Genomic DNA, 15,666 nt, shown 5'->3' with positions numbered 1-15,666 from the left:
TGACGCGGGTGGGGTCCCCCCACCCCCCCCCCCCCTCCCCCCCCACCCCCCCCCCCTCCCCCCCCCCCCCCCCCCCCCCCCCCCCCCCCGCCCCGGGTGTGTTTCACCGCAGGCCGAGGGCGCGTTGCGCGAAGTGCACCTCGATGGCGGTCTGCTTGATCGTCTCCGCGATCACCAGCGAGCCGTGGCCCGCGTCGTAGCGGTAGAACTCGTACGGCGCCGAGCGCGCACCCAGCTTGTCCAGGTAGTTCTCGATCTGCCGGATCGGGCAGCGCGGGTCGTTGTCCCCGGCCAGCACCAGCACCGGTGCGGCGACCGCGTCGACGTAGGTGATCGGCGAGCAGTCGCGGTAGATGGCGGGCACGTCGTCCGGTGAGCCGCCGAACAACGCGCGGTCGAACGAGCGCAGCTGCTCCATCTCGTCCTCGTAGGCGGCGACGTAGTCGGCCACCGGCACCCCGGCGATGCCGACCGCCCAGCGAGCCGGTTGCGTGCCGAGCGCCAGCAGCGCCAGGTAGCCGCCCCAGGAAGCGCCGTTGACCACGCACTTCGCCGGATCCGCCAGTCCACTCTCGACCGCCCAGTCGTGCACCGCGGCCACGTCCTCGAGTTCGGTGAGCCCCGGCCGCCCCTCGATCGCGTCCCGCCACGCCGAGCCGTAACCGGTGGACCCCCGGTAGTTCACCTCGACCACGGCGAACCCGGCGTCCAGCCAGACCGCCCGGTAGGCGGAGAACCGGTCCTCGTCGGCCGCGTGCGGACCGCCGTGCAGGGCGAACACCGTCGGCAGCGGGCTGTCGGGCGCGTCGACGGGCCGCGAGTACAGCGCGTGGATGCGCCCGCCGGCCCCTTCGACGAAGGCGTCGGCCACCGGCGCCGATTCGGGCGCGGGTTCACCCGGCGGGGTGAGCAGCACGCTCTCCTCACCGTCGGCGGTGCGGGCGCGGATCACCGGCGGCTTCGCCGCGTTCGACCACGAGTACTCGACCGTGCCGTCCGGCCGCACGCCGGCCCCGCCGATCCGCCCCGGCGGGGTGTCCAATGAGGACAGCTCACCGGTGGACAGGTCGTAGCGGTGCAGCGAGCTGCGGCCCTGGTGGAAGTGCACCACGAGCAGCGCGTCGGCCCGCGGGTACCAGCCGGCGCTGACCTCACCGGGCAGGTCCAGTTCGAGTTCGGTCTCGGTGTCCGCGGCGGTGTCCCAGACCAGCAGCTCCTCCCGGCCGCGGCGCTCGTGCAGCAGCAGGAGCCGCTGGTCGCCGGAGACCGGTGAGAACTCCAGCGGGGTCAGGCCCTTGCCCTCGCCGTCCCACTTGTCGGCGACGGCGGTGAAGTCCTCGGTGCGCAGCACCCGGACCGCGGGGTGGCGCGAGTCACCGTGCTCGGAATGTGAGATGGCGACCAGCGCCTCGTCGCGGGACAGCCCGGCGATGCCGGCGTCGTCGTGGTGGCGGTAGAAGGACTTCGTCTGCCCGCCGGTGTGCGCGAACAACTCGCTGCCGTCGTCGGTGGACACACCGACCACCACGATCCGGTGCCCGATGTCGAGCCCGGCGGAGTAGCCGTCGTGCACGTCCGGCACCGCGGGCGTGGCGGCCTGCTCGTCGTCGAACGGCTGGCGCACCCACGAGCCGAACTCGTCGCCGTCGGTGTCGTTGAACCACCAGATCCACCGGCCGTCCGGCGAGGGCACCGCGTGCAGGGTGCCGTTGGGCCGGTCGGTGACGCGGCGGTGCGTGCCGGTGGCGCGGTTCCAGGCGTAGACCTCCCACACGCCGCTGGCGTTGGAGACGTAGACGCTGGCGTCCGGGGCGTCGATGGCCCAGTCGGGCGCCGACATCCGGGACGCACCGAAGCGGGCGCGCCACCGCGCTTCGGCCGCCTCGTCGTCGAAGAGGCGGTCGGGGACCTGTGCGGGTGGGTACGGGGTGCTCACGGCTCGATCCTGCCAGCTTGGGCCATCGGGGTGGGGACCCCGGGTTCGGCAATCTTTTTCTCGGACGGGGGCGGGGTCTGGCCGTACTGTGTGCGGGGTGCAGGAGGCATTCGCGCCGGGACGGCCCCCGTTCGAGCTGTCCGAGGTGTCCGCGCGCGTCGGCGCCGAGCGGACGGCGTTCGCCCTGCGCTGGCTCCGGCCCGGTATGCGCGTGCTCGACCTCGGCTGCGGCACCGGCGTGACCACGCACGGACTGGCCTCGGCCGCCGACGAACTGCGGGTGGTCGGCGTGGACCACGTGCCCGGCCCGGTCGGCGACACCGCCGGGTACGCCGTCGGATCCTCCACAGTGGACTTCGTGGCCGGTTCCGAGTACGCCCTGCCGCTGCCGGAGGGCGGCTTCGACCTCGCCTTCGCGCACGGCCTGTTCGAGACGGTCGCGCGGGCCGAGCAGGTGCTGGCCGAACTGTGGCGGGTGCTGCGGCCCGGTGGGGTGCTCGCTCTGTCCACACCGGACTGGAGCCGGGCGAAGCTGCGGCCGAAGACGGCGAACGTGGTGGCCGCGCTGCGGGGGTACTACCTGCTGCGCCGCCGGGACGGCGGGGACCCGTTCGCCGGGCGCCACATCGCGGACAAGGTGGCCGGGGCGGGGTTCGGCGGGGTGCGCGAGCACGTGCGGTACCGCGCCGACCTGACCTACCGGGAGCTGTCGCGGGAGGTGGAGAACGGGCTGATCGCCGGGCTGGAGTCGGCGGGCGCCGACCACCCGCAGCTGGCCAGCGCCGCCCGCAGCGCCTGGGTCTGGTCCCGAGGCGGCGATGGCCAGTTCAGCCAGTGCTGGGTCGACGTGATCGCCAACCGCTGACCACTCCTCGCCACACCCCGACAACAAGCAACCCCACGGGCGGGGAACACCTGCACTCACCGGGAGTCCGACGGCACCCGCGCCCAGCCGGGGGTCCAGGGGGCTCGCCCCTGGCGGGGGCCTGGGGGTTCGACCCCCAGAAAAGCACCGCACGAAAAAACCCCTGTTCGCGCTTTCCGCGAACAGGGGTCTTCCCACTTTTCGTGCGTCGGGGTGGCGGGATTTGAACCCACGACCTCCTCGACCCGAACGAGGCACGCTACCAAGCTGCGCCACACCCCGAGGTACTGCTTAACGGGTCGTGGAGAAGTCTAGCGGACGTCCGTGCGGGCTTTGCGGCGGGTGGCCTTCTGGAGTCCGGCCGGCTGCTCGTCCCGCGCCACCAGCGTCAGCAGGCTCGCTTCCGGCGGGCACGCGAACCGCACCGGTGCGTACGGGGACGTGCCCAGACCAGCGGAAACGTGCAGCCACATGTTCGCGCCCCACCGCGACAACCCGCGGGCGCGGCTGCGGTCCAGCTCACAGTTGGTCACCAGCGCGCCGTACCCCGGGATGCGCAGCTGACCGCCGTGGGTGTGCCCGGCGAGCACCAGGTCGTAACCGTCGGCGGCGAAGGGGTCGAGCACCCGCGGCTCCGGCGAGTGCGTGACGCCGATGCGCAGCGCGGCCCCGCGGTCGGCCTCGCCGGAGATGTCGGCGTACCGGTCGCGGTGCAGGTGCGGATCGTCCACCCCGGCCGCGAACACCTGCTGCCCGGCGACCTCCACGGTGCGCCGCACGTGGGTCAGGTCGAGCCAGCCGTGCTCGATCAGCGCGGCCCGCAGGTCCCGCCACGGCAGGTGCAGCCCGTGGATCCGCTTGTTGCGGCCCTTCGGCATCAGGTAGCGCGCCGGGTTCTTCGGCTTCGGCCCGTAGTAGTCGTTGCTGCCGAAGACGAACACGCCGGGCACCCCGAGCAGCGGGTTGAGCGCGCGCAGCACCGACGGCACCGCCTGCCGGTGCGCCAGGTTGTCGCCGGTGTTGACCACCAGGTCCGGCTTCAGCTCGCTGAGCGCGGCCACCCACTCCTGCTTCGAGCGCTGCCCGGGCACCATGTGCAGATCGGAGATGTGCAGCACCTTGATCGGGCGCGAACCCGGTGCCAGCACGGGGATTTCCTCGGTGCGCAGGGTCCAGCGCCTGCGCTCGATCCCGGCGGCGTAACCGATGCCCGCCGCACCCAGTGCGACCGTGCCCAGCGCGAAGTTGCGGATCCGCCTGCCCCGCTGTCCCGTGTCCTCAGTGCTACCCTGCGTGCTCACGTTGTCCACAATACGGTGTCAACGCCCTGCCCGGGTGAGGATGTCGTCTCAACGGCCTACCGATCAGCGGCGCCCGGCGCGTTCGAAGCGCGGGTCGGACGGCGGCAGCGGCGGGGCGTCCTGCCCCTCCAGGATCTTCGACATCGCCCCGAACCACGTGCGCGCCGGGGTTTTCCCGCCGAACATGTTCCCGGTGCCGCAGGTGTAGACGTTCCCGACGCCGCCGTCGCAGATGCCGCCCCGGCCGCCCTCCGGCCGGAACACCATGGCCGCACCGGCCAGCTGCGGGGTGGCGCCGACGAAGGTCGCCGAACCGTTGCCCTGGGTGGTGCCGGTCTTGCCGATCATCGGCCGGTTCCAGCCCACGCCCTGCGCCGCGGCCGCCGAGGTGCCCGGCGGGATCTCGTCCTTGCTCATGCCGACCGCGAGCGTGTTCGCCAGCGGCTCCTCGATCACCTGCTCGCACGCCTGTTCCTTGATCGGCACCGGCTTGCCGTCGCGGTCGAGCACCTGCGCGATCGGCGTCGGCGGGCACCACACCCCGCCGCTCATGATGGTGGCCGCGACGTTCGCCAGTTCCAGCCCGGAGGTCGGGCTCGGGCCGAGGGTGAACGAACCCTGGCCGGGCGAGCGGTCGCTCGGGCCGAAGAAGGTGGCTTGGCTGACGTTCTCACCCGATTCCTTCGAATCCGGTTTCACCGCGCCGCCGCCGAGGTTGCTGGCCATCGTTTCCCGCAGGCCGAGCCTGCTGGCCATTTCCACCACCGGGCCCATGCCCGTCTGTTCCTCGAGAATGACGAAACCGGTGTTCGGTGAGGTCGCCAGCGCGTTCTGCAGCGTCATCGAACCGCCGTAGCCCTCACTGGAGTTGGTCAGGCAGTAGGCACGGGTGCCGCGGGCCACCGTCGGGCACTGCGGCCCACCACCGGTGAACACCCTCGAGGTGTACGAACTCGGGGTCTGCACGTTGCTGTAGATGCCGGCGACGCCCTTTTCCAGTGCCGCCGCGGCGGTGAAGATCTTGTAGCTCGAGCCCGCGCCACCGGTGTTGTAGATGCCCGAGGGCAGGGCGTACGTGGTCTGCCCGCGATCGGCATCCGTCCCGTAGTCGCGGTTGGCCGCCAGCGCCACCACCTCGTGCCGGTCCTTGCCGGGTTTCACCAGGGAAAGCGTGTTCGCCACGTTCTTCTGGTTCTTCTTCACCTGCGTTTCCGCGGACACCTTGGCCTCGTGGTTGGCGCGCTGGTCCATGGTGGTGCGAATGGTGTAGCCGCCGGTGTACAGGTCGTCCTTGTTCATCCCGGTCTTGAGCAGGTAGTCCTCGACGTACTGGCAGAAGAACCCGTTCTCCGGACCGGCGCCGGTGCAGTTCGCGGCCGGTTTGCTCGGGGCGCCCTCGACCACGCCGAGCGGTTCCTTCTTCAGCTTCTCCGCGTCCGCGCGGTCCAGCTTGAAGTTGTCCACCATGCGGTCGAGCACCAGGTTGCGGCGCTCGGTGGCGCGCTCCGGGTTCTTCCACGGGTCGAACATGATCGGGTTGTTCACCAGCCCGGCCAGCAACGCCGATTCCTTGGCGTCGAGTTCCTTCGGCGTTTTGTTGAAGTACGCCTTGGCGGCCCCGCCGATGCCGTAGATCTGCCGGGAGAACTCGACCACGTTCAGGTAACCGGCCAGGATCTGTTCCTTGCTCATCTTCGTTTCGAGCTGGATGGCGATCCGGGCTTCCTTGAGCTTCCGCGCAATGGAAGCTTCCTGGGCTTTTTCCTGACCGACCTTGTTGTCCCGGTAGACCACGTTGATCAGGTAGTTCTTCACGTACTGCTGGGTCAGCGTGGAGGCGCCCTGGGTGTCACCGTCGCTGGCGTTGGAGATCGCCGCGCGCATGGTGCCCTTCCAGTCGACCCCGCGGTGCTCGAAGAAACGGCGGTCCTCGACCGAGATCAGCGCCCACTTCATCGCGTCGGAGATCTCGTTCGCCGCGGTCGGGATCCGGTACTGCGAGTACAGCGTCGCGATCGGCTTGCCGTCCCGGTCGGTCACCGTGGTGACCAGCGGCGGGGGGTCGGTGGCGAGGTCCGACGACATGCTGTCGACGGTCTCGCTCGCCTGGTTGGAGACCACCCCCGCGGCCCCGGCGACCGGGAACAGCACCCCGGCGACCAGCACCCCCGCGAGCAGGCAGAGGCCGAGCAGTTTGAACAGTCCGTCAGCTTTCCGCACGGATCACAGCCTACGCGTGGGCCGAGGCACCCCGCCTGGCGTGTGCAGAGGTAACGAAAGACGACCGGCAACTTGGCGGGGGAACCGATGGCCAATACAGTCCGTCACATCTCACGGAAGAAGCCAACGGATGGGTTAGTCCGGCAGTGGTGCGGACTGGTCGGTTCGGCGGTACCGGTGGCCAAGGGAGGGCTCCGGGTCGACGTGAGCAGCGGGAGAGACCGGCTCGCGGGTGCCCAGGGTGGCTAAGCTGCACCTCGGGGAGGCCCGCCTGCGGGATCGAACAGGTAGGGAGCTTGGGGGCATGGAAAACAACCAGTCGGATTGGCGAGTGAACGCGTCCTGCCGGGACACCGATCCGGACGAGCTGTTCGTCCGCGGTGCCGAGCAGAACCGCGCGAAGCTCGTCTGCATGGGGTGCCCGGTGCGCACCGAATGCCTGGCCGAGGCACTCGACAGCCGGATCAGCTTCGGGGTGTGGGGCGGGATGACCGAACGGGAGCGCCGCGCGCTGCTGCGCCGCCGCCCGGACGTGGGTTCCTGGCAGGAGCTGCTGATGACGGCCAAGCGCGAGTTCGCCGGCCTCGACGAGGTGGCCGCGGCCAGGGTCGGTTAACCGCCGGCCAGCCGGTCCCCGATGTCACGCAGGCCGTCGAGGTCGTGCACGTCACTCGGCAGCGCGGGCACCCCCACCACGGGGACCCCCGGATGGGCCTTGGTGAACCGGGCCAGCAGCCGCCGTTCGCGGTCGGCCAGCGCCACCCGGTCGGCGTGCAGCCGCAGCACGGCCGCCGCCAGCGGGGCGGTGTCCGCGTTGTCCGCGCGCTCGAGCGAGTCCGCGGCGGCGAGCGCCTTGGGCGCGGACAGGTCGGCGAGCACCGGGTGGGTCCGGTTCGCCACCAGCCCGGCCAGCGGCATGGCCTCTTCGGACAGCCGGTCGACGAAGTAACTGGCCTCGCGCAGAGCGTCCGGCTCCGGCGCGGCCACCACCACGAACGCGGTGCCCTGCGAGCGCAGCAGTTCGGCGGTCTTGCGCGCCCGCTCGCGGAAGCCGCCGAACATGGTGTCGAAGGCCTGCATGAACGCCGAGGCGTCGGCCAGCAGCTGGCCGCCGATGATCGTCGAGACGGCTTTGGCGAACATGCTGAACCCGGCGCTGACCACCTTGCGGAGGCCGCGGCTGCCGGCTTTCGCCGGTCCGGTGAGCAGCCGGATCATCCGGCCGTCGAGCGCGGTGGACAGCCGGGTCGGCGCGTCCAGGAAGTCCAGCGCCGACCGGCTGGGCGGGGTGTCGACGATGATCAGGTCCCAGTCGCCGGTGGCGGCGAGCTGGCCCAGCTTCTCCATCGCCATGTACTCCTGCGTCCCGGCGAACGAGGTGGAAATGGTCTGGTAGAAGGGATTCGCCAGCAGCTGCTCGGCGCGTTCCGGCCCGGCGTGCACGCGCACCATGTCGTCGAAGGTGCGGCGCATGTCGAGCATCATCGCCCACAGCTCGCCCTTGGGCTCGAAGCCGTCGACGCTGACCTGCTTCGGGTGGTTGCCCAGCTCGCGCAGGCCGAGCGCCTGGGCGAGGCGGCGGGCCGGGTCGATGGTGAGCACCACGGTCTGCCTGCCGCGCTCGGCGGCCCGCAGGGCCAGCGCGGCCGCGGTGGTGGTCTTGCCGACGCCGCCGGAACCGCAGCAGACGATCACGCGGGTGTTCTCGTCGTCGATCAGGGCGTCGGTGTTCAACACGTCGAGCGTCTCGGCCATCAGCGCACCCCCTGTTCCAGCAGTGCCTCGGCGAGGTCGTAGAGCGCGGCCACGTCCACCCCGTCGGTCAGGTCGGGCAGCTCGATGGTCGGCAGGTCGGCTTCGGCCAGCTGCTCGCGGGCGCGTTGCTCGGCGGCCACGCGGATGGCGTGCTCCACGGTCTCCTCGACCAGCGCGTCCAAAGTGTCCTCACCCAGCTCGAGCCCGGCCGAGGTGAGCCCGGCACGCACGCGGGAGGCGTCCACCCGGCCGTCGGCCGCGGCGGTGACCGAGCGGGCGGGCAGGCGCGGCGGGCGGACCCGGTTCACCAGCACCGCGCCGGGGCGCAGGTCGGCGCCGTCGAGTTCGGCGACCGCCTCGACCGTCTCGCGCACCGGCATCTCTTCGAGCAGGGTGACCAGGTGGACGGCGGTTTCACCGGAGTGCAGCAGCCGCACCACGCCCTCGGCCTGGCCGCGGATCGGGCCGGTCTTGGCCAGGTCGGTCAGCGCCTTGGTGACGTCGAGGAACTTGACCACGCGCCCGGTGGGCGGGGAGTCGACGATCACCGCGTCGTAGCTGTAGCGGCCGTCGGATTCGGTGCGCCGCACGCACTCCTTGATCTTGCCGGTGAGCAGCACGTCGCGCAGGCCGGGCGCGAGCGTGGTGGCGAACTCGATGGCGCCCATCCGGCGCAGCGTCCGGCCGGCGAAGCCCAGGTTGTAGAACATCTCGAAGTACTCGAGCAGCGCGGCCTCGGCGTCGATGTGCAGCGCGCGGACCTCCCCGCCACCCGGCGCGGAGGCGATCCGCTGCTCGGCGTAGGGCAGCGGTTCGGTGTCGAAGAGCTGGGCGACCCCCTGCCTGCCCTCGACCTCGACCAGCAGCACCCGGCGGCCCCCGTGCGCCAGTGCCAGCGCCAGCGCGGCGGCGAGCGTGGTCTTCCCGGTCCCGCCCTTGCCGGTGACGAAGTGGAGCCGGGCTCTGGCGAGTTCGTCGGTCCAGCCGGCCAGGGGTGTGGTCACCTCGCCAGCCTAAATGAGCTCCTACCCGGCCAGCAGCAGAACGCCGACCGCGGCGAGCACCACCACCGCCGCCGTCCAGCTCACCGGCGGGGGCAGCACGGTGAGAACCAGCAGGGTGAGCACGGCGAGCGCGGTGAGCGAGACCGCGCCGGAGGTCGCCACCGAGGCCGAGGACTGTGTCCGATCACGCACCTTCGCCATGATCATCGGCACCGCGGCCAGTCCGGGCAGGGCCAGCAACGCCGCCGCGACGATCCGCCAGGTCTCCACCCAGTAGAACCTAGCGCCAGCCCGGAGTGTGAAGTGGCCCACATTCCACCCCGGTCCGGGGAGGAATTCACCATCTTGGCCGGACGCGGGTTCGTCCCCGGCGGTCTGGACGGGGTCGTTACGCTCGCGGCCATGAGCGCCAAATGGGAGTACGCCACCGTTCCGCTGCTGATCCACGCGACCAAGCAGATCCTCGACCAGTGGGGTGAGGACGGCTGGGAACTGGTCACCGTGCTGCCGAACCCGACCGGGGAACAGCACGTCGCCTACCTGAAGCGGGAGAAGGGCTGAGCATGAGCTGGAAAGCCAGGCTCGCGGAGCTGGGCATCGAGCTGCCGGGGGTGGCCGCACCGGTCGCCGCCTACGTGCCCGCCGTCCGCAGCGGCTCGCACGTGTTCACCTCGGGCCAGCTCCCGTTCGTCGACGGCCAGCTGTCCGCCACCGGCAAGGTCGGCGCCGAGGTCAGCCCCGAGGCGGCCCAGTCGCACGCGCGCACCTGCGTGCTGAACGCGCTCGCCGCGGTGGACGCGCTGGTGGGCCTCGACTCGATCACCCGCGTGGTCAAGGTGGTCGGCTTCGTCGCCTCCGCCGAGGGGTTCACCGGGCAGCCCGCCGTGATCAACGGTGCCTCGGAGCTGCTCGGCGAGGTCTTCGGCGAGGCGGGCGTGCACGCCAGGTCCGCGGTCGGCGTGGCCGAGCTGCCGCTGGGCGCACCCGTGGAGATCGAAGTCATCGTGGAGGTGTCTTGATGGACCCCGATATCGAGCAGGCGACGCACGAGCTGCTCCTCCGGCTGGCCGGGCGCCTGCCGGACAAGACGCTCTGGCGGTTCCGCGACTGGCTCGCCGAGGGCGCGATGGCCACCCTCGCCCGGACCATTCCAAGATCTTTGCTCAAGCACAGCATCGACCTGGACCAGCCGGAGTACCGGCTGCTCGTCGCTGGATTGATTCCGCACGGCGCCGATTGGCACCAGGTCAGTTCCACCCTCGGGGTAGACGACGGCAGCGAGAACCGGTACACATTCACGAAGAGTGCCCCCGATCGGGTGAACTCCGTCGACTCTGTGTCCGTGGTCGTGCACGCAACGTTGCGTGGTCGCCCAGACGTGGGTGAGGTGCGGGCGAGCTGGCGGCATAACGGCACTCCGGGTGATCGCGAGCCCAAGAGGGTCCTCTTGGTGAGCGCGGTGTCCGGAATGCCGAGGCTGACCGGTGAGCTGCAGCGGGTTTTGCGTGTGCTGGGTGACGAGGAGCCCAGCATCGAAGTGCTCCCGCCGCGGTTCGAACTCCCCGAGTACCACCGAGCCGCGCTGGCGAACTCCGAACTCGTCTGCGTGGGTGCCGTGGATGCCGGGCACCGACTCGTCGCCGCGTAACGCTCGCTACCTCCAGCGAGCTTGGAGGGAGAGATCGCGATGGTGGAGGCCCACGACGGGCTCGGTGTGCCGCTCCGGCTGCACAACCTGCTGCTCGCCATGGCCGGCCGCCTCGACGACAGTGCGCTGTCCGAGGCACGGGAACTGGTCGCGCGTTCGCGCCTCGACGAGGCCGCCGAACTGACCGCCGGCGCGCTGATCGCGGGCAAGATCCCGGTCCGCTCCGTCGAGCAGCGCGAACTCGCGCTGATCCTGGAGATGAGCCGCTCGGACGCCACACTGGTCGACGAGGTGCTCATCGACGAGAACGAACCCGAGGTGAACCACCGGTTCTCCGGGGAGAACGAGCCGGAGCGCGGCATCGCCGACGCGCTGGACCGGGCGCTGCAGGTGCTGCCGGACCTGCGTTCGGTGCACGCGGTGTGGCGGAACACCCCGGCGGGCAGCGTGCCGGGTCCGCTGCCGCAGCGCGTGGTGCTGGTGGAGATCGGCCCCGAGGGGCACCCGCCCGCGGTGGCCTTCCGGGTGGACACCGCGCTGCGCCGGGTGGGCATCCGGTCCGTGGTCGAGGTGACCGGGCCGGGCGCCGACCGCACCGGCTACTACAAGCACGCGATGACCTCGGCGAACCGGGCGTGGCACGCCGGTACGGCGCCGTCGGGCAGCCAGGCGCCGCCGTCGGTGCCTGCCGCTCCGGCCAAGGCCGCCGTGCACACCCCGGCGCCGGTGGCTTCCGCCGAGTCGAAGCCCCGGCACGAACTGACCGACGACCGGCTGTCCGCGCCCGAACCGCCGCCCGTCACCGAGCACCGCACCGAGCAGGTCCAGCGCCCCGAGCCGCCACTGGCCCCGGAACCCGCTCCGGTGGGAAAAGCTGAGCCTCCTGCGATCACCGCCGCACGGCAGGAGGCACTCAGCCACCAGGCCGAGTACTCCAGCGGCGTGGAGAGCACCACGGACATGAGCTCGGCCGAGGTCGCGCAGTTGCGGCGTGCGCTGGCCGAAGACCCGGAGACCGGGCGCGCGATCGCTTCGGCGAAGCTGCCCGGCGGCGACGTCGTCGAGCTGCCGGAACTGGACCTGAACGACCCAAAACTCAGCGACCGGGACCGCCAGCTCCTCCGGGAGCTGCACGCGGAGCTGGCCCAGCGGGAACGGGCGGAAGCGGCGCGCCTGCGCCTGAACGGGGCGGGCCGGGGTGGGGAGAACCGCCGCTGGGTGGACGGTTTCTCCGGCGCCTGAGGCGGTTCGGGCGACGCGGGTGACGTATGTTGCGGGCGTGGCCGAACTCCCCGACGAGGTCGTCGTCGACCTCACCAAGATGCCGCTGACGTCGTCCTCGGACCTGCCGACGCCGGAGGGGCCACCGGCCACTCCCAAGGACGCCGCGACGGTCGTGCTGCTCCGCGAGGGCGGCTCGGGCGTCGAGGTGTTCCTGCAGCGGCGCGTGGCCGCGATGGCTTTCGCCGCCGGGATGACGGTGTTCCCCGGTGGCGGGGTGGACAAGCGGGACGCGGACGCGTCGATCAGCTGGGCCGGGCCGGACGCGGCCTGGTGGGCGTCGAAGTTCTCCTGCTCCGAATCGCTCGCTCGTGCACTGGTGTGCGCCGCCGTGCGGGAGACCTTCGAGGAATCCGGTGTGCTGCTGGCCGGCACCGAGTCCTCGGTGGTGGCGGACACCGCCGAATTCCACGGTGCGCGTGAGCGTTTGGTGTCGCGTGAGCAGTCGCTGGCGGCGTTCCTGGCCGAGGCGGGGCTGACCCTGCGGGCCGACCTGCTGCGCCCGTGGGCGAACTGGGTGACGCCGCCGCAGGAGAAGCGGCGCTACGACACACGGTTCTTCGTCGCCGCGCTGCCCGAAGGCCAGCGGGCCGACGGCGCCACCACCGAGGCCGACGCCTCCGGCTGGCAGCCCGCCGCGGCCGCGCTGGGTGACGCCGAAGCCGGGCGCAGCACGCTGATGCCGCCGACCTGGTTCACGCTGACCGAGATCGGCGAGTTCACCAGTGTGCGGGAGGCGTTGACGGCGGAGCGTTCGATCAAGAAGATCACGCCGACCCTGGTCCGCGAGGGTGACCGGGCCCGGATCGTGCTGGAGCCGACGTGACCCATCCCGCCTACGGTGTGCTGCGCCCGGTCACGGCCACGGCGTCGGTGCTGCTGGAGAACAACCCGTCGTCGATGACGCTGGAGGGCACGAACAGCTGGGTGCTGCGGGCGCCGGGTGCCTCGTCGTGCGTGATCGTCGACCCCGGTTACGACGATCGGGCGCACCTGGCGCTGCTGGCCGCTTCGGCGCCGGTCTCGCTGATCCTGCTCACGCACCACCACCCGGACCACGCCGACGGCGCGCCCTGGCTGGCCGCGGAGGTGTCCGCCCCGGTGCGGGCCTTCGACGCTTCGCTCTGCTCGGGTGCGGGTCCCCTGGTCGCGGACGAGGTCATCGCGGTGGCGGGGCTGGAGATCGGCGTGCTGCACACGCCGGGGCACACGGCCGACTCGGTCTCGTTCCGGGTGGGCGGCGAGGTGCTGACCGGCGACACCATCCTGGGCCGCGGCACCACCGTGCTCGACGACCTGGGCGCCTACCTGCGTTCCCTGCGCCTGCTGGCTTCACTCCCGGACGGCACCCCCGGCCTGCCGGGCCACGGCCCGGAGCTGGCGGACCTGCCCGCCACCGCCCGCGAGTACCTGACCCACCGCGAGCAGCGACTGGACCAGGTCCGAGCCGCCCTGCGGCGACTCGGCCCCGACGCCACGCCGCGGCAGGTGGTCGAGTTGGTGTACGCGGATGTGGATCGCGCTTTGTGGGTTCCGGCGGAGCACAGCGTCCGAGCCCAGCTGGACTACCTGCGTACGTTGTAGCGTTTCGTGGCGAATTGGGTCTCCGGGCGGGCTAGGCGGGAACGGTGGCCACCAAGATCACGCAACGCGAACTGCGCAATGACACCCCCGCGATCACGCGTGCGGTCGAGAACGGGGAGAGCTTCGTGTTGACCCGGAACGGCACACCGATCGCTGACCTGGTGCCGCACAGCGACCGTCCGGAGTTCGTGCCTGCCGAAGATTTCTGCGACCCGCTCGCCGACCTGCCCCGGACGGATCCCGAGGAGTTCTTCGCCGATCTGGACGCGGTGGTGGATCCCGATCCGTTCCGGGCCGCCGGTGAAGGCGCGCAGGCGCGATGACCACAGCACGGCCGCGAGTCTTGCTCGACACGTCCGCGGTCATCGACCCGCCGGAGCGAGGAGATCTGCCGCCCGGCAGCGATGTGGCCGTCAGCTCGATCACACTGGCTCCCCGGCAGCGGCCCGCACGTACGGCCAGCTCTACGCCATGGCGCTGGAAACGGGCAGAAGCCCTCGGCGGCGCCGCGTGGATCTGCTGATCGCGGCCGTAGCCGCCAGCCACCGCCTTCCGCTGGTGACCAGGAACTCGTGCGACTTCGACGACCTGGGGCCCCTGCTCCAGGTCATCGGGTTGCCCGCTCGGTCGAAGGCTGAACCCGGAGTGGTGTCCCCACCGCCACGCCACTGAACGGACGTGGGGTGTCGGGCGATCAGCGTGCTTGGTGGACCGCGGTCAGCCGGTTGCCGTCTGCGGTGAACTTCATGGGTTTCGAGGTCAGGCGGTGGCCACGGCGAGTTCGGCCGGTGCGGGGGCGGTGGCCGGGCGGATGGTCCGGCGCAGGCCCCACACCACAGCGGCCAGCGCCACCGCGGCCACCCCGGCGGCCAGGAACGACGCGGCCGGCCCGCTCGCTTCCACCAGGTAACCGCTGACCGACTGCCCGAACGCCAGGCCCAGCGTCACCGAGGTGATCACCCAGCCGAACGCCTCGGCGGCCGTGCCCTCCGGCGCGACCAGTTCGATCGCCGCCGAGTGGGCGGTGGACTGCGGGGTGATCAACGCGCCCGCGCCGAGCATGGCCAGCGCCAGGCCCCACAGCGAGGACGGCAGGGCCAGCAGCGCCACCAGGGCGCCGAACGCGCCGAGCAGCACCGGCAGCCGCAGGTGCATCGGCCGCGGCCACGGGCGCAGGCTGTACGCCACGCCGAAGACCACCGAGCTGACCGACCAGGCGGAGAGCAGCAGGCCGCCGACCGTGGCGTGCCCGGCGTTCGTCGCCGACGCGGGGACCGCGACCTCGACGAAGCCGATCACCACACCGAAGCCGAGCGCGGCCACGGCGAGCGTGCGCATCCCGGGGCTGGCCAGCGCACCGAGCAGCGGGCGCGGCCGGGACGGTGCCGCGCCCCAGGCCCGGACGACCGGGCTCAGCGCGAACAGCGTCGAACCGGCGACCATCACCGACGCCCCGAGCACCAGGCCGGTACCGGGCCACGGCGCGGCCACCAGCGCACCGGCGAACCCGGGCCCGAGGATGAAGAAGACCTCCATGCTGATCGCCTCGTACGAGAACGCGGCGTCCCTGGTCGGCCCGGCGGGCAGCAGGCGACCCCACAGCGCCCGCGAAGCCGAGCCCACCATCGGCTCGGTGATCCCGATGCCACCGGCGAGCAGCACCAGCACCAGGGTCGGTGCGCCGGCTTCGATGAAGGTGATCAACGTCGCCACCGCGACGGCGAACAGGGTGGTGGTGATCAGCAGCGGCCGGGTCGGGCCGAAGCGGTCGATCAGCCGTCCCTGCACCACCGAGCCGGCCGCCACGCCGACCAGCGAACCGGCCGAGACCAGTCCGGCGGCGGCGAACGAGCCGGTCTCCCGCTGCACGTACAACAGTGCGGCGATGCCGATCATCGCGATCGGCAGCCGGGCGAGCACGGAGGCGACCACCGGACCGCGGGAGCCCGGCGCGGTCAGCGCGCGCCGGTAGTCGGCCAGCGTGGTGCCGCCGGAGGCAGAGTGGGACATGCGTACCAGTATGCCGGGTCTGGTACGCATGTACCACTAAATTGTGCGGCGATCTCCGTCAC

General features: G+C 71.6%; 16 protein-coding genes and 1 tRNA gene. 9 read left to right on the top strand and 8 right to left on the bottom strand.

From position 1 onward, the window contains the following. Nucleotides 1-103: 103 nt before the first annotated feature. The gene (locus AC07EG_RS05315) at nucleotides 104-1,936 is read right to left on the bottom strand and encodes a dipeptidyl-peptidase 5 (protein WP_478251745.1); all 1,833 of its coding nucleotides are present in this window, start codon (nucleotides 1,934-1,936) and stop codon (nucleotides 104-106) included. 97 nt (nucleotides 1,937-2,033) lie between these two features. On the opposite strand from AC07EG_RS05315, the gene AC07EG_RS05310 reads away from it, so the two are divergent. Next, the gene (locus tag AC07EG_RS05310) at nucleotides 2,034-2,801 is read left to right on the top strand and encodes a class I SAM-dependent methyltransferase (protein ID WP_478251744.1); all 768 of its coding nucleotides are present in this window, start codon (nucleotides 2,034-2,036) and stop codon (nucleotides 2,799-2,801) included. Between the two features lie 208 nt (nucleotides 2,802-3,009). On the opposite strand, the gene AC07EG_RS05305 is transcribed toward AC07EG_RS05310, so the two are convergent. The 3 genes from AC07EG_RS05305 to AC07EG_RS05295 all read right to left on the bottom strand — a co-directional run bounded on the left by AC07EG_RS05305 (nucleotide 3,010) and on the right by AC07EG_RS05295 (nucleotide 6,322). Further along, nucleotides 3,010-3,083, bottom strand: a tRNA-Pro gene (locus tag AC07EG_RS05305). Nucleotides 3,084-3,112: 29 nt separating this feature from the next. Next, nucleotides 3,113-4,039 (bottom strand): metallophosphoesterase, encoded by a 927-nt coding sequence (locus AC07EG_RS05300; RefSeq protein WP_478251771.1) that lies wholly within the window; start codon nucleotides 4,037-4,039, stop codon nucleotides 3,113-3,115. Between the two features lie 126 nt (nucleotides 4,040-4,165). Continuing rightward, on the bottom strand, nucleotides 4,166-6,322 hold the full coding sequence (locus tag AC07EG_RS05295; RefSeq protein WP_478251743.1) for a transglycosylase domain-containing protein: 2,157 nt from the start codon (nucleotides 6,320-6,322) through the stop codon (nucleotides 4,166-4,168). A gap of 304 nt (nucleotides 6,323-6,626) precedes the next feature. Between AC07EG_RS05295 and AC07EG_RS05290 the strand changes: the two genes are divergently transcribed. Beyond that, nucleotides 6,627-6,938, top strand: a complete 312-nt coding sequence (locus AC07EG_RS05290; protein ID WP_478251742.1) for a WhiB family transcriptional regulator — start codon at nucleotides 6,627-6,629, stop codon at nucleotides 6,936-6,938. Here AC07EG_RS05290 and bagB read toward each other — a convergent pair. Genes bagB through AC07EG_RS05275 form a run of 3 tightly spaced genes read right to left on the bottom strand, consistent with a single transcriptional unit; the run spans nucleotide 6,935 to nucleotide 9,351 of the window. Next, entirely contained in the window at nucleotides 6,935-8,077 is a 1,143-nt protein-coding gene (gene bagB / locus AC07EG_RS05285; protein ID WP_478251741.1) for an ATPase BagB, read from the bottom strand. The genes AC07EG_RS05290 and bagB overlap by 4 nt on opposite strands. Next, on the bottom strand, nucleotides 8,077-9,081 hold the full coding sequence (gene bagA / locus AC07EG_RS05280) for an ATPase BagA (protein WP_478251740.1): 1,005 nt from the start codon (nucleotides 9,079-9,081) through the stop codon (nucleotides 8,077-8,079). The genes bagB and bagA overlap by 1 nt, the downstream gene beginning before the upstream one ends. Nucleotides 9,082-9,102: 21 nt before the next feature. Then, nucleotides 9,103-9,351, bottom strand: coding sequence for a hypothetical protein (locus AC07EG_RS05275; protein ID WP_478251739.1), 249 nt, complete (start codon nucleotides 9,349-9,351; stop codon nucleotides 9,103-9,105). A 132-nt stretch (nucleotides 9,352-9,483) separates the two neighbouring features. Between AC07EG_RS05275 and AC07EG_RS05270 the strand changes: the two genes are divergently transcribed. The 7 genes from AC07EG_RS05270 (at nucleotide 9,484) to AC07EG_RS05240 (ending at nucleotide 13,917) form a co-directional block, all read left to right on the top strand. Further along, nucleotides 9,484-9,642, top strand: coding sequence for a Sp36 family protein (locus tag AC07EG_RS05270; protein ID WP_206801761.1), 159 nt, complete (start codon nucleotides 9,484-9,486; stop codon nucleotides 9,640-9,642). Between the two features lie 2 nt (nucleotides 9,643-9,644). Continuing rightward, a complete protein-coding gene (locus tag AC07EG_RS05265) occupies nucleotides 9,645-10,100 on the top strand; it encodes a RidA family protein (RefSeq protein WP_478251738.1) in 456 nt (151 codons plus the stop codon). After that, nucleotides 10,100-10,729 carry a hypothetical protein gene (locus tag AC07EG_RS05260; protein WP_206801759.1) on the top strand — a complete coding sequence of 210 codons (630 nt, stop codon included), beginning with the start codon at nucleotides 10,100-10,102 and terminating at the stop codon, nucleotides 10,727-10,729. The genes AC07EG_RS05265 and AC07EG_RS05260 overlap by 1 nt, the downstream gene beginning before the upstream one ends. A 39-nt stretch (nucleotides 10,730-10,768) precedes the next feature. Continuing rightward, complete coding sequence (locus AC07EG_RS05255) at nucleotides 10,769-11,971, top strand: hypothetical protein (RefSeq protein WP_478251737.1); 1,203 nt, start codon at nucleotides 10,769-10,771, stop codon at nucleotides 11,969-11,971. A 79-nt stretch (nucleotides 11,972-12,050) separates the two neighbouring features. Further along, entirely contained in the window at nucleotides 12,051-12,836 is a 786-nt protein-coding gene (locus tag AC07EG_RS05250; RefSeq protein ID WP_478251770.1) for an NUDIX hydrolase, read from the top strand. Continuing rightward, the gene (locus AC07EG_RS05245; protein WP_478251736.1) at nucleotides 12,833-13,594 is read left to right on the top strand and encodes an MBL fold metallo-hydrolase; all 762 of its coding nucleotides are present in this window, start codon (nucleotides 12,833-12,835) and stop codon (nucleotides 13,592-13,594) included. Before AC07EG_RS05250 ends, AC07EG_RS05245 begins: the two co-directional genes overlap by 4 nt. Nucleotides 13,595-13,638: 44 nt before the next feature. Continuing rightward, a complete protein-coding gene (locus AC07EG_RS05240) occupies nucleotides 13,639-13,917 on the top strand; it encodes a type II toxin-antitoxin system Phd/YefM family antitoxin (RefSeq protein WP_478251735.1) in 279 nt (92 codons plus the stop codon). Between the two features lie 436 nt (nucleotides 13,918-14,353). Here AC07EG_RS05240 and AC07EG_RS05235 read toward each other — a convergent pair whose 3' ends face one another. Then, complete coding sequence (locus AC07EG_RS05235; RefSeq protein WP_478251734.1) at nucleotides 14,354-15,604, bottom strand: MFS transporter; 1,251 nt, start codon at nucleotides 15,602-15,604, stop codon at nucleotides 14,354-14,356. Between the last annotated feature and the right edge of the window lie 62 nt (nucleotides 15,605-15,666).

This window comes from Amycolatopsis sp. NPDC045836 (genome assembly GCF_056431745.1).
The sequence above is the reverse complement of the archived record's forward strand: the minus strand, read 5'-3'. Positions and strand labels throughout refer to the sequence as shown.

Coding starts and splice junctions, on each gene's coding strand:
- AC07EG_RS05290 (WP_478251742.1), top strand. CDS start 6,627: ATGGAAAACAACCAGTCGGATTGGCGAGTGAACGCGTCCTGCCGGGAC.
- bagB (WP_478251741.1), bottom strand. CDS start 8,077: ATGGCCGAGACGCTCGACGTGTTGAACACCGACGCCCTGATCGACGAC.
- AC07EG_RS05270 (WP_206801761.1), top strand. CDS start 9,484: ATGAGCGCCAAATGGGAGTACGCCACCGTTCCGCTGCTGATCCACGCG.
- AC07EG_RS05265 (WP_478251738.1), top strand. CDS start 9,645: ATGAGCTGGAAAGCCAGGCTCGCGGAGCTGGGCATCGAGCTGCCGGGG.
- AC07EG_RS05260 (WP_206801759.1), top strand. CDS start 10,100: ATGGACCCCGATATCGAGCAGGCGACGCACGAGCTGCTCCTCCGGCTG.
- AC07EG_RS05255 (WP_478251737.1), top strand. CDS start 10,769: ATGGTGGAGGCCCACGACGGGCTCGGTGTGCCGCTCCGGCTGCACAAC.
- AC07EG_RS05250 (WP_478251770.1), top strand. CDS start 12,051: ATGCCGCTGACGTCGTCCTCGGACCTGCCGACGCCGGAGGGGCCACCG.
- AC07EG_RS05235 (WP_478251734.1), bottom strand. CDS start 15,604: ATGTCCCACTCTGCCTCCGGCGGCACCACGCTGGCCGACTACCGGCGC.